Source organism: Niabella agricola, assembly GCF_021538615.1.
GTDB classification, from domain to species: domain Bacteria; phylum Bacteroidota; class Bacteroidia; order Chitinophagales; family Chitinophagaceae; genus Niabella; species Niabella agricola.
The window spans coordinates 132,362-146,158 of sequence record NZ_JAJHIZ010000002.1 but is presented as its reverse complement, the minus strand read 5'-3'; the positions used below and the strand labels follow the sequence as shown (position 1 = coordinate 146,158).

Sequence of the window (13,797 nt, the reverse complement as noted above, 5' to 3'; positions counted from 1 at the left end):
CCATAACAGCACATGCTGTCACCCTGAGCCTGAAGAAGGGTAAACATAACATGCAGAACCCTACAAAGGAGCAAGCACGAGCATCTGATCTTTTTTAAGTGAAAGTACCAGTTTGCCGGACCGCACAGGAACCGGCGGCTCCTTTTCTTTGCCATCGGCCAACACCGAGTATACCTTTACCGCACCGGAATTGCTGAACCCCGGCGGCAGCGCCCACTCACGGCGTTGGTATCCATCCCGGCTGTAAGCAATCCAGATATTTTTTCCGGTCCACAACGCAGGCAGCAACACATCGCCATTATCTACAAGGGTGTTGCCATTCTTTGTCAGGCGGAACCTGTCCTGCTCCAGCACTGTACGCACCCCGCCTGAAAACTGTACCTCTTTTTTGGCATTGCTCCGGATCAGTTTTTGCCGCTGCAGGCGGTTTAAATAATACCATACCAGTGTACGCGTACAGAAATCCTCCTTAAACCCAGCCAGACGCGTTTTATCTTTTCTAACGATATCCTCTCCGTGCATGCTGGTGCCAAATAACCTGCCCCATTCACTCCGGTCTACGCCGCCCGTATAAAGAGACGAAGGCCAGTCTGTATAAAACGACACCCCCCGGCCCACCCACCAGGCCATCGGCTGATATCCTTCAAAAGACATGGGACGCAAAAAGTCGACGCCCTCGCTGGTCACGTCAATCCCTTTACCCGCCCAGTACCGGAATAGTTTCTTTTGCGTTTCTGCTTCGTCCGCTACTGTAAAGGATAAATAGGGACTGATGGGTTTCAAGTCCAGGTTGATCCGGGTTTTACCGTCCGCATCCGTCTCGGGCAGCGGGGGGCTCGTATGAAAAGCATCAATATGTATGGTGCCCGCCTTTTGTAAAGGCAGCATCCGGCAAAGCCGGTCGATCCGCTGTTGAGCCAGTCCCAGCTCCCATTCCCGTGTATAGCTAACGGGACTGCCCCACTCTCCCTTGAGGATCGTTCCGTTCTTGTGTTTGGCGATGATATCTTTTTGTACGTATTCGTCCCACAGCGGGCTGTCTTCATAGGCATCAAACATATTGATATGAATACTCACTGTTGTATGATACTTCCCGGCTTCGTGCATCAGCCATTTAAGACTGGTAAGCGCATCCGGGTCCTGCTGCCGTTTCAGCCGGGGATTTACTTCAAACCAGGCTGGGTACTTGCTATCGTGCCCGTTATATTGCCAGCCGGTGAGGTAAATGATCTTGGGCATTCCCAGCGTTAGCCGGTCCATACGTTTGATCACTTCCAGCGTCTCGGCAAAATCCAGGAATACTTCACTTTTCCCGTTGTCTTTTCTTTTATACCGGCCGTCAAACAGTGCCTGCGATAGCATGAGCTTCATCACCAGTGTCTGATCGTACCGGTAATGCCACCGGATCTGTTGCTGCACCGGCTTGTGAACGATCTGCAGGGTATCCGGAATATCCTGGCTGCGGACCGGCAAAAAAGACCCGGCAAAAAATAACAGCACTGCTATACTACTCCAATGTTTCATCCTTTATCCTTTCTGCTTTTTGATAATTGTTGCGGAAATATACCTGTTTTGAGTAGTGTACCTGCCAGGGATACCTGCAATCTGCAAACTCGTTGTTCCGCACTTCAACCCCCTGCGCTCCGGCAACAGCAATCCCATATACTGAATATCCCGGCTCTCCCTCTATAATGTTTCCTTCAATTATTATGTTCTTATGGATGCCCGGAACCGTAGCATCCGGCGCTTTTACATTAATGGCAATGGCCGTGGCAGCACCGTTAGCCCCATCGCCCCGCCCGCAACGGATAAACCGGTTGTTGCGGATAACGATCCCGGCCGAGCCCGGACCTTCCCTCCAATCGCCTTCTGCTCCTATATGCACCGCAGTACCGGTTGTTTCACGAAAGATATTATTCTCTATCAGAACGTTTCTTGTTTTTACCAGCACCGCCCGCGCCAGGTGGCTGCTCACGTTAGAATTCACAAATTCCAGTCGAGGCAAACGGCTTATATTGATCAGGTAATAGTTACCGATCGCTTCCGGCAAAGCCTTGTCCAACTGAACATGCGATTTCCAAAGCCCGGGAAAAGTATCCGTTCTTATCACCCGGTAACTTCCTGCCACCTGTAATGAGCGCTTTGACACGAGCTCGAGGGTATCACCGGCATCCGGGTAATCGAGCACCGCGGCGTGCGTAGTAAATTCCTTATCCAGCTGAATGGTATAGGTATTCGGTGCCACCTGCGCTGTAATATCATGATAATAGCCATGTACGTTGGTGGCGTCATCACCCTGCCCCTCAAAGGAACATCCGTTAAAACGGATCAGGCCCTTACAGGCAGTAAAATGCGTGGCATCTGTATTGGTAGACTGATAATTGCCGGCGCGGGGTACGATCCGTAGACCGTTCATGATAATATTTTCCGAACGGTTGCCTACAATGCCCATACCGGGCTGCGCATGTATAGTCACCCGTTCCAACAACGTATTGACTGCCGACTGGATGAGGATGGCCGGGCGAAAATGCATGCCATGATTTATCAGCGCTATATTTCCCGGCAGTGGGCCGGTGGCACCAGTGCTGATCCTTAATACATTTTCCGGCATCCATTGCTGCCGTTCCGGGAAATACAGCGGGTTTCCCAAAAGCCTGTTCCGAACGGAATCCCAATACATGATGCGCGTGATCAGTAATGGCTTTGTTGTATCATATCCTCCCGGCAGTTTTATATCAAAAAAGCCGAACCCGGTCTTAATGATCCCACCCTCACTATGAGGCGAATCCGAATAATCGATCGTAAGTCCCCTGATCGTAATATGCTGACAGTCTTCTATCGTTACCGGTTCCATCCAGCCTTCTGCCATCAGAAAAACGCCGTCGGCCTCAACCGTAAGCCCCTCTATACGTTTAAACTGTAACCCGCTTATATAGGGAAAATAGGGTTTAAAGACCACATCCTGCGGATTGCGGCCCAGCCTGCCACTGAGTGCATCCTTCATCAGCCTTGTGGCAACCGTATCTGCAATACGGTACCTGCCCGGCGGGATCCGGAGGGTATGTATCTTTTTCTGTTTACAAAAATCAATGGCCTTTTGCAGGGCAGCACGGTCATTGACCATATCATTGGGCAAGGCCCCAAAATCGGCAGCCGAGATCACCCGCTGTGCCTGCAGCCGTAAGCCCGGTATCAGTATAAACAGCGCAAACAGTAACCGTATATAATCCCTCGCTTTTTTCATTGCTATCTTTTTCCCGGCACCAGCAGCACCGGCATACCTGGTTTTAGTTGTAAAGAAAATTGCTGTGCTGTTACAGGAACCGTCTTCCACTTTTTCAACCCGGTTCCTTCCACGATAAATACATTGGCCGAATGTACTCCCTTCCAGCTGTCGGGTACCTGGTAATTGAACGGTGCATCATTAAGGCTAAACGCGACCAGGCTGTTGTCGTTGCGCCAGGCTGCCGGAAAGCAGGCCCTGTTTCCGCTGCGCAACTGCCGGCTGCCTTCATATACGGTACTGTCCCTAAGCGATACCTGTACCCCGTTTGAAAAGTATGCCACCCGGCTGCTGCCTGCACCTTCTACACGCAGCCGCTTTAAACCGTTCAGAAAATTGTACTGTACCGTATTGAGGTAAAAATCCTTACAAAAGGCCGCCTGCCAGTTACCTTCCCGGTTATTGTTAATGGCCCCGGGAAACAGGTTTTCTCCATACATACTGGTACCAAACAAAAATTCAAGCCCGAAATCGCTTTGTTTAAGATCCGGGTTAAAATGTCCGCCGGTAACCAGGCCTGCGGGGGTGTTTAAAAAATCTTCCTGGGTACGATGATTAAAGTGCCAGTAGTAAGGAACCAATCCCGTCATATAATCCATGGCCCATTCGCTGGTAGGATCGATACCCCTGCTGATCCAGTATTGAGCGATCTTTTTTTGATAGGCGGCCTCCGTGACCACCGTTTCATAAGCGCCTTTATTTTCCCGGGCAATCCAGGCGTCAATATGAATGGTGCCTGCATTTTTCAGTTCCGGTACTACTTTTAACAGAGAATCGATCCGCATCTTAGCGTATCCTTTGTTCCACTCATTCCTGTAATTGATCTGGTACGCCTTATGGTTGTTATAATTACCCGTTACCATCATGCTGCCATCGGCATTCCGGGAGATCAGCCCTTCCTTCACATAGGTATTCCACAATGGGCTATTGTCATAGGCTTCGGTCATATTAATGTGCAGGCTTACCGTGGTATGGTATTTCCGGGCCTCCCGCATCAGCCACGCCAGGCTTTGCGCTGCGCCGGTATCCTGTGGCCGTTTCAGCTTTTTATTGATCTCAAAAAACGCCGGGTACTGGTCATCATGCCCATTATAGGTAGCCCCAACCAGGTAAATGATCTTGGGATATTGGAGGGTTAGCGCATCTACCTGTTTTATCAGCGACAAGGCCGTTTCAAAATTGATGTTAACCATACTGCCTCCATTCCCATCGGGTTTGGCCAGGAACATTTTCATAACCAGTGTATGGGCATAATCATGCCGGAAACGGGGTAATGAATCCGGTGCCGGTGCCATTGCCTCCACCAGCTTTCCGACTAATAAAAAATAAATCAGTGCTATCGTTTGCTTTTTGCTCATTGACAATTATATGCTTTTATAAAGGGGTGATCCGGGCCACCCAGCCTCCGCCGGGAGCCAGATTCATTTTAAGGACATCTCCTGCTTTAACAGGCATTTCGGCACGCACATAGTCCTCGGCCCGTTTATCCGCGTTGATCCCGTCTTTGATCATGGTGATCTTGTAGTTGCCCGGTTTCAGAAAGTCTGTTTTTAATTCCAGCGTGCGTGCCAATGTATCTGTAACAGCGCCCACAAACCAGTTGTCGCCATTACGTCTGGCCAGTACCGTGTACTTACCGATCTTCCCGGAAAGCAATCGCGTTTCATCCCAGGTAACCGGTATGCCGGCAAGAAAATCCGTGCATTCTTTTTCGCGCTCATAATCAGAAGGCGCATCCGGCAACATGGTCATGGGACTGTTGAGGATCACGAACAATGCCATGGAATGTGCCCGCGTGCCTTCCATCATCGGGTAGTCGCCAAACGTGCGAAAATTTTCGTGTGTGGCATTCCGCATGGTGCCGGGTATATAGTCCATCGGCCCGGTAAACATCCGGATATAGGGCAGCAGATTATGATGTACGGGATTATCCAGCCGGGTCCAGCCATTGTATTCAAATTCGATCAGCGCTTCACGGGTAAGCACATTGGGATATTTTCTCCGTAGCCCGCAGGGTTTATAGGCCCCATGAAAATTGACCAGCATCTTTTTTTCGGCGGCTTTACGGGCTACCGTTTCATAAAAGGCAACCATCTGCTGATCATCCCGGTTCATAAAATCTATTTTGATACCGCGGATTCCCCATTTTTCGTAAAGATCAAATGCCGCATCCATTTGTTTTTCCATCGAGCTCCAGATCACCCAAAGCAGGATGTCCACACCCTTTGTTTTTGCATAGGCCACCACTGCTGCCATATCCAGCTCCGGCACTTCCTTTAAGATATTTTCCTTTGGACACCAGCCATCATCAAACAGGAAATACCGGAACCCACGTGCTGCACAAAAATCAATAAAATATTTAGCCGTAGCCGTGTTGATCCCGGATTTGAAATCCACTCCATAAATATTATTCTTAGCCCACCAGTCGAACAACACCACGCCCGGCTTTACCCATGAAAAATCGGCCGCCGGTGTCTGTGATGATGCCAGCAGGTACACCATATTGTTCTGAATGAGGTCCGCTTCCTGGTCGGCGACCGCAATGATCCGCCAGGGAAAGCTCCGGGTACCGCTTACCCGTGCAATAAAACCGGACCGTGTTTTTACCTGCCCGTGGTTGTATATACTGCCGCTATAGTCAAGGGTTTGCGGATAGGCGGGATTGGTTACCTCCAGCCTGTTGGTACCGGTGCCGGTTAACCACAGCCCCGGGTAATCATAAAGATCACTCTCCGTCAACATTAAAAAACGACCGTCTTTTTTCTGTACCAGGAAGGGAAAATTACATAGCCGGCCGGGTGCGATGCCGGATAGCGGCTGCATTTCGTACGGCGTTTCATAGGCAGAACTGATGGACTCTGACGCCTGGAAGCGCGCCGTATCACCAGCGGCAAACTGAAGTGACAGTTGCTCATGCAATACCACAAGGCTGTCTTTGGCGGCCGTCAGGAACCGGTATGCCAGTCCTTCATTGAAAAGGCGCAATGCTAAGGTGTAAGAGCCCTTGAAATCAATGACCAGTTCATTGTACTGGTTGGCATATGCCCCGCTTTTTTCCCGGATCACCGGCTGCACCATTTCGTTTACCGAACGGCGACGAATGCTCTTTACCTGCCGGTCATTAAAATCTATTTTATGGTTCTGTATGTTCATACCCGGGTTATGCAGTGTAACCAGTTCTTCCGTTTGCTTTGTAAGCCGGATGCGCATACTGTTTTTATCAATGCCCACCATTACCGTCAGCTGCCCGCCCGGCGATTGTAACCTGTACTCCTGCGCTTCTGCACAGAGATGCAGGAGCAACACAATAACCCCATAAATGCACTTCCTCATCTGTATTTATTTTTAAATAGACGGCCGTTTGAAACGGCAGATCAAAATATCACCCTGCCCCAGCGACTGTTAAGACAGGGTGATATTTTTCTTTATTGCTATTTTATGAAGCTTGCTATGCGTACCACCCACTCCCGGCTGCTGCCATCAGCTGCGGTGATCCGGTATTTCCTGGGCTGACTGAAATCGCCCGGTACGCCAGGCCGAGGTGCGCCATCAACCGGCTCCATAGTAGCCGCGGTGGATATATTGCACATAAAAGAAAGATTTGCCGTGGTCACTTTTGCCCGCTCTTCTGCAGTAAAAGTACCCGAGGCTCCAGGCACGGAAACCGTAAATACTGCCGAATCAACAGCAGCACCGGTGTCCTCCCTTTTCTTAAATGCTTTCCCGGAAAGATTCATGGATACCGCTTTTACCACCGGGCTGGCACCTGTACCGGCAGTCTCATATACGTATTCCATAAAAACATCAGACATCAATGCATCCCTGAACTTTGGCAAGTCCTCGTCCAGCCCGGCTTTTAAGCAGGAGGATGTGCCCATAACAATCCAGCTCATCCATAATATATAAGTTATTTTTTTCATTCGTATATTTTTATTTTTTAGTTATCGATCGGAACTTACCATGATAAAACTTTCAGCTCCCTGCGGGGATACAATGAAGATTTTGTCATGAACGTTTCATTTCAGTCAAATAGGTTACCAGTTAGGGTTTTGTTCCAGACTTCCATGCCGTATGATCTGTGCATTCTGGATCGGGAGCAGGTATCTGCGCGATTCATCAAATACCCTAATCTGGTTCTGTGTCCAGTTAAGCACTTCGATCCGGTATCCATTCCTGTCGCGGTTGATCTCCAGATAGGTTGGCGCTTCTTCCAGTTCAGGAATGGTACCACCCGCTGCAATACCGCTGTTGGCAGCACCACCGTATTTGCCCCAGCGAAGCAGGCTCCAGTAATAATCCTGCTCTTCAAACAGATCTACCCTCCGCTCCCTTTTGTAATCAGTCCAGGCTGCGGTGGCCGTAGCCGCTGTAGAAGGAGGCAGTCCTCCGTGGGTAACGCGGGTCATATTAAACGCCGCCACAGCTTCGGAGACCCGGTTCAGGCGCAGCAAAGCTTCTGCCTTGTTGAGGTAAACCCTCCCCAGTCTTAAGATCACCCAGTGATAGTCAGTAGGAATACCCACAAAAGGCCGGGGCGATACGCTATACGTGCCTTTGCGGACAAAACAATTGGTTACCGGCATACAGCAGCCGGAGGATAGGCTTCCGTTGATGAGTCGGTGCAGGTTCCCGTTACGGTTGGTTGTTACGGTTTCTCCATACCATTGTACTGAATCATACACGATTGAGGCGGCCAGTCTTTTATCACGATTATTGTAGATAATACTATTTATACTACCGGCACCGGTTACCACGGCGCTGTCGGCAAATCCAGAAGCACGCTTGGTGATATTGGCGAGGTATTGCGAGCTCTGGTCCCATCGAACGGCCTTGGTAGGGTCGGCAGCATCAATGGCCAGGTAAGCATCCATGATGCTTTGTGTAGGCGAATATTGTGCCCAGGCTTCAAACATCTTATCTACCTTAAATTCAGGTGTGGCTCCTCTTAACCGTACATTATCATTATTGGTATTGGGGATGATCTGCTGCATATCTGTATTATCGCAGGTAGTATTGCTCTTATCCCGGTAAAAAGCTAGAATGATCTCCGGCGAGGTACGCTTCTTTTCATTGAATAATCCTTCATAGTCAGTTTCCAGGGAGAATCCGCCCTTCTGGATCACCGAATCTGCCGCATCCAGGGCCTTTTGATAATAACTGTTATCGCCTGTATAGGCCGCCGCTTGCAGGGCCACTTCCGACTTGAGCGCATACGCGGTCCATTTGGAAGCAAGGCCCGAGGGGGCTGTAACGGGCAGACCGGCGATTGCCGCATCAATATCCTTCATGATGAGGGTATAGGTTTCTGCGATTGTTGCTGTCTGAGGTAATGCATAATCCGTTTCATTTTCAGTAAGCACCTTATCTACAAAGACCACCCGGCCAAAGCGACGTGCCAGCCAGTAATAGGTCATTGCTCTCAAAAATTTACCGTGTGCCTGCAGCTCGGCTTTATCCGCATCCGGGATAGTAGCCGAGGCCGCCGATTTTTCAATGATCATATTGCACCGGCGGATATAACCGAACTGGTTAAATCCATAATCATCATCCCTGGAGATCTCCTCCCTTGTAAACGCCGTTCCTGCAGTGGCTATCAGGTTATTAGTCCACCGTTCTGTGCCGATCTGGCTGGTATAGAGTCCCTGAAGTATCCCCCCGTAGGTACCATACACAAATCCCATAGCATTACTTTTGGAAGCCCATACATCTTCTTCCGCAAACCGGTCGCGGGGCCGTGAGTCTCCCAGCTTTTTGCAGGACCATACAATGCCCGTTAAAATGATCAAGGTGTATATAAAAATGCGTATATTTTTTTTCATTGTTTTCTTTTTTCATTAATTGTTCCCGTAAAGTGTTTGCCGGTTAAAAGCCCAGGTTAATGGACAGGGCAAAGGTCCGCTGAACCGGGTAGTCGTAGTTATTATTACTTCCGGTTTCCGGATCCAAACCGTAATCCAGCAATTTGGAAAATGTAACTACATTGGTCCCGCTGAGCGTAATACGCAGCTCCGAAACAAAACGCAGGCGCTTTGCGAGGATGTCTTTGAAGTTGTATCCCAGCTGAAGGGCTTTCAAACGCAGGTACCCGGCATTGATCACCCAAAAGTCGGAGCTGCCTTCATTGTTGCTCCCATTCACCCCGCCGCTCGACAGTAAGCGTGGATATTGAGCATCGGGATTTGAAATACTCCAACGGTCTTCCGTCTGAAATACATAGCGGATACTGCTGGCGTTATTGCCCTGGAATACATCGCCCAGGTAGATGCTTCGTTTACCGCTGCCCTGCCAGAGCATGTTAAAGAACCAGCCGCCATAGCTCAGGTCAGCGTTAAAGCCGTAGTTCACCCGGGGAAAGCCATTCTTCCCGATCCGCCGGTAGTCGTCGTTATCGATCTTACCATCGCCGTTTACATCCTGGTACATGATATCGCCGGGCGCCAGCGTGGTATTTCTTTTGCGGGGGTTGTTCATGATGTCTGCTACACTTTGATACAGCCCTGCCGAATACAGCCCCGTGGTTAAAAATCCAGTCTGATGGTAAGAGGTCATATACGGGTTCTTCAGCGTGGCACTGTCCTCCCCGGCGTTTACCTCCCATAACTGGTCAAACCGGGTAAAGTTGGCGCCTACATTGTATTTCAGCTTACCGGCATGATCCGAATACTTCAGACCGAAATCGAACCCTGCTCTCCGGAATGCACCATTCGAGATCCGGAACGGAAGCGCCGTACCCAGCGGATCGGTATACAGTGATGCTGAAAGCGAAGCGAGATAACCCGTATTACGCAGGTAAAAATAATCGAAGGAACCGCTTAACCGGTTATTGAGTGTGGCAAAGTCCAGCCCGGTATTGAACGATTGCTGCGTATACCAGGTAATGTCTGGACTGGGAATAGAGGGGGGCGTTAAACTGGGTTGCAGCACACCACCCACCACGTAACCACTACCAGAGCCATAACCAGGGATATAGCTGAAATAGCCGATCACCGGGTCTCCTGTACTGGTACGTTCGATCTGGCCTACCGATCCATAAGAGATCCTGGCTTTAAGATAGTTGATGATATTGCTGTTATCCAGCCCTTTCATAAAATGCTCCTTTGAGATCACCCAGCCGATTGCTCCCCCCGGGAAAAAGCCTTTCTGCTTTCCTTTAGGAAAAAGATCGCTGCCATCGTACCGGAATGCGCCTTCAAAAAAGTATTTTCCCTTAAAATCGTAGTTCAGCCTTCCCAGCCAGGCGTTCCGCACATTTTCGGAAGATGCTCCGTCGTTACGCGCGGTACCCAGGGGGCCGGCAAATAACTGGTCCATCAGGAATACATAAGAATTGCGGGAAGCATTTACACTTTCACCAAAGCCATAGGCTTCTTCATACCCACCCATTACAGACAGGCTATGATCTCCAAAACTGCGGGTATAATCCCCAAAACCCTGCAATACATAATTATACCCGGTAGCAGCCGTTACAGACAAACTGGGTGCTGAAGCGGGTTGTGAGGGCACATCGCTTCCGATCGCATACTGGGGTGCGGTAACATTCCATCCCTTTATAAAAGTCTGACTCTGGCGCAGGTTCCCGTTCCCCCTAAATGAAAGGCCTTTTACACCAGGCACGCTCCACTGCACTTCCATCAGGCCATTAATATCGCGGCCTTCATTTTTTAAATAGCCGCTCCGGGGATCAATTTCCACAATTGGGTGGTCGCCGGTGTTCGCATACTTTGTATGTGCCAGGTCTGCATAGGCTTTACCAATAGGAGATTGATTCTGTATATGTCCCCAAACATTATAGTTCTGGCTGGGCGCATAGGCGCTCAATACATCGCGGTTGATCTCATTTACCCCGTAAAGGCCGATAGTTGTTTTAAGACCGATCTTTTCAAAATTACCGGTCACATGCAGGCGGTAGTTATAGCGCTTTAACCATTTTGTGTTGAACTTATACAGCGACCCCTGATCCAGGTATCCGAGCGAGGCAAAATACTGCATTTGCTGATTGCCCCCGGTCATGGAAAGATTGTGTTGTGACTGCGGTGCAAAGCGTTTTAGTGTAAGCGCCTGCCAGTCTGTATTGGGAAAATTCAACGGATCGCTCTGGTCCAGGTATTTTTGCACATCCGCTTCCTGGTACACCGGCCCCCTTCCTTCAGCCGCCGCCACCTGATTCTGCAACGTTACATACTCATACGCATTGAGTTTTTCTGGCAAATAAGTGTTTTGGGAAATGGAACGGGTAAAATTATAATTGACATTCATTTTTCCCTTTGTGCCTCTTTTGGTGGTTACCAGCACCAGCCCGTTGCCGGCGGCTACCCCGTAGATGGCAGTTGCCGGTCCGTCCTTCAGAAAAGAAATGTTTTCGATATCATTAATATTCAGGGTCTGGAACTGCGCCTCGCTCGATATAATGTTATCGATCACATATATAGGCGTGCCACCACCGCGTATGGAGATTGTCGGTTTTTTCCCGGGGCCGCCGCCGCTTGCAGAAACGATCAGACCAGGAACACGGCCCGCCAGTCCATCTCCCACAGATGCGGCGCCCAGGTTGGTGATGGCGTCCGGTTTTAAGGTGGAAACAGAAGTTACATTCTTGCCTCTTGTGGTACGGCCATAACCGATGGCAATCACCTCATCCAGGCTCCCTTGTGTAGCCTTTAATACGATGGTAAGGGTTTCCCGTTTGTCCACGTTCACCTGCTGGGGCTCATATCCTACAGACGAAACTTCCAGGATGGCATCCGGGGCCACATCGATGGTAAACTCGCCATTGGCATTGGTGCTGGTGCCGCGCGTTTGCCCCCTCACCAGGATACTGGCTCCCGCAAGCGGCTTACCCAGTTCATCCAGTACCGTACCGGTAACAACGATGGGTACTCCCAGTAACATTTTTTTATACGCATCTTCCTTTACAATAATGGTTTTATCTACGATATTATAAGTCAGTGGCTGGTCTTTAAATGCTAGATCCAGCGCTTTACCCAACGGCATATTGCTGACCGCTATATTTACCGGGCGGCTCCAGCGCAGCAGGGCATCTTTATACAGAAAATTGTAACCCGTCTGTTTTTTGATTTCAATAAAAATGTCGGAGATACTGGCATTCTTCTTTGAAAAAGAAACCGTTTGGCCATTGACCGCCGCCGAAGCGTACATTGTTGCTGCCAGTAAACAAATCATTAAAAGCTTCATGCGCAAGAAAAATGTGGCTGCCGTCCTCCGCCGCCGGCGAAAAACGCAATCGTTCCCTGTAAAATTCATACTTTTGTGTGTCCCGATTTCCTATCGGGATAGGTTTGGTGAGTAGAGATTGGTTTAAAATTTTATTGACTGAACCTTACGGCGGGAAGTGGCTTCAACACTTTCCGCCTTTTATTATGGATTTTGTTTTACAATAATATGCCGGTCTCGGATCTCAAATCCCAGGCCACTGCTGAGATGCAGCATTTCTAGTACTTTGGAGGCATTGATATTCCGGTTGATGGTGCCGGACAGCGTAACTTCCGGAACCCTTCCTTCATATACCACTTCCACATCGTACCAGCGGCCAATCTCCTGTAAGATCTCATTCAGGGGCGTTTCTTTAAAATTAAAGAGGTGACTCTTCCAGGCCACGGCACTTACAGTATCTGAGACTGCAATATTAAGCCTCTCCGTAATAACTGCAGACTGCCCCGGCATGATGAGCCCGGAGTCTTTCAGGTTGCTGACCTGCACCATTCCCTGCAACAGCGTTACTTTGGTTTTATTATCAAACGTATTGATGTTAAAATGTGTTCCCAGCACTCTTACCCTAGCGCTGCCGATTTCTACAACAAAGGGCTTGCCCTCCTCATGCGCTACCTCAAAATAGGCTTCCCCACTTACCTGAACCCTGCGCTCCGAGACGGCAAACTCCAGCGGATACTTTACGGAGCTTTCGGCATTTAGCCATAACCGGGTGCCATCGGCCAGTACCACCGCTATTGGCTGACTGCCACGGGGGTTAAAAACAGTGTTGAACGCACCCCGCTGCCGCACAGTACTCGCCTCCACAAGCGCCTCGTTGCTCTTCAATAACTGCTTGCTACCATTATCCGAAAAAAGTACAGCATTTGATGCCGCCGGTGGGGCCACATCTGTTATAACAGGCAGGGTGATACGCTGTTTTTTCCCGGCACCGGGCCAGAACAACCAGCCACCCAGCCCCAGTACAAGCATAACGGAGGCCGCAGCCACCCAGCGACCAGTCCACCACCGTTGCCGGCGGGATAGCCGCCTGCTGATGCGCCGGTACAATGCCTCAGATTCCTGGCCCGTCAGGAGCATTTCAAAGGAAGACTGATCCCAGCGCGCATCGATCAGCGCTTCAACGATGCCGGCATAACGGCTGTCCAGGTAATACCCGTACAATTCATCTGTATCAGCCGGTGTGGCACTACCTTCTGCATGCAAATGAAGCAATCGTTCAATCCTCTTTTCTGGTGTAAACTGCAATACTGATCTTTTTTTATACCCTGTGTTATATACTAAGA

8 protein-coding genes are annotated in these 13,797 nt (G+C 49.7%); all 8 read right to left on the bottom strand.

The features are described from left to right. Positions 1 to 60: 60 nt before the first annotated feature. The 8 genes from LL912_RS01065 to LL912_RS01030 all read right to left on the bottom strand — a co-directional run bounded on the left by LL912_RS01065 (position 61) and on the right by LL912_RS01030 (position 13,759). Positions 61 to 1,524 (bottom strand): endo-alpha-N-acetylgalactosaminidase family protein, encoded by a 1,464-nt coding sequence (locus tag LL912_RS01065; RefSeq protein WP_235551701.1) that lies wholly within the window; start codon positions 1,522 to 1,524, stop codon positions 61 to 63. Continuing rightward, the gene (locus LL912_RS01060) at positions 1,508 to 3,244 is read right to left on the bottom strand and encodes a right-handed parallel beta-helix repeat-containing protein (protein WP_235551700.1); all 1,737 of its coding nucleotides are present in this window, start codon (positions 3,242 to 3,244) and stop codon (positions 1,508 to 1,510) included. The genes LL912_RS01065 and LL912_RS01060 overlap by 17 nt, the downstream gene beginning before the upstream one ends. Positions 3,245 to 3,246: 2 nt before the next feature. Then, a complete protein-coding gene (locus LL912_RS01055; RefSeq protein ID WP_235551699.1) occupies positions 3,247 to 4,641 on the bottom strand; it encodes an endo-alpha-N-acetylgalactosaminidase family protein in 1,395 nt (464 codons plus the stop codon). A 16-nt stretch (positions 4,642 to 4,657) separates the two neighbouring features. Beyond that, on the bottom strand, positions 4,658 to 6,616 hold the full coding sequence (locus LL912_RS01050) for a glycoside hydrolase family 97 protein (RefSeq protein WP_235551698.1): 1,959 nt from the start codon (positions 6,614 to 6,616) through the stop codon (positions 4,658 to 4,660). A 98-nt stretch (positions 6,617 to 6,714) separates the two neighbouring features. Then, positions 6,715 to 7,203 (bottom strand): DUF5018-related domain-containing protein, encoded by a 489-nt coding sequence (locus tag LL912_RS01045; protein ID WP_235551697.1) that lies wholly within the window; start codon positions 7,201 to 7,203, stop codon positions 6,715 to 6,717. Positions 7,204 to 7,317: 114 nt separating this feature from the next. Then, positions 7,318 to 9,102 carry a RagB/SusD family nutrient uptake outer membrane protein gene (locus tag LL912_RS01040; RefSeq protein WP_235551696.1) on the bottom strand — a complete coding sequence of 595 codons (1,785 nt, stop codon included), beginning with the start codon at positions 9,100 to 9,102 and terminating at the stop codon, positions 7,318 to 7,320. Between the two features lie 43 nt (positions 9,103 to 9,145). Further along, on the bottom strand, positions 9,146 to 12,475 hold the full coding sequence (locus tag LL912_RS01035; RefSeq protein ID WP_235551695.1) for a TonB-dependent receptor: 3,330 nt from the start codon (positions 12,473 to 12,475) through the stop codon (positions 9,146 to 9,148). A 183-nt stretch (positions 12,476 to 12,658) separates the two neighbouring features. Further along, on the bottom strand, positions 12,659 to 13,759 hold the full coding sequence (locus LL912_RS01030; RefSeq protein WP_235551694.1) for a FecR family protein: 1,101 nt from the start codon (positions 13,757 to 13,759) through the stop codon (positions 12,659 to 12,661). Positions 13,760 to 13,797: the final 38 nt, after the last annotated feature.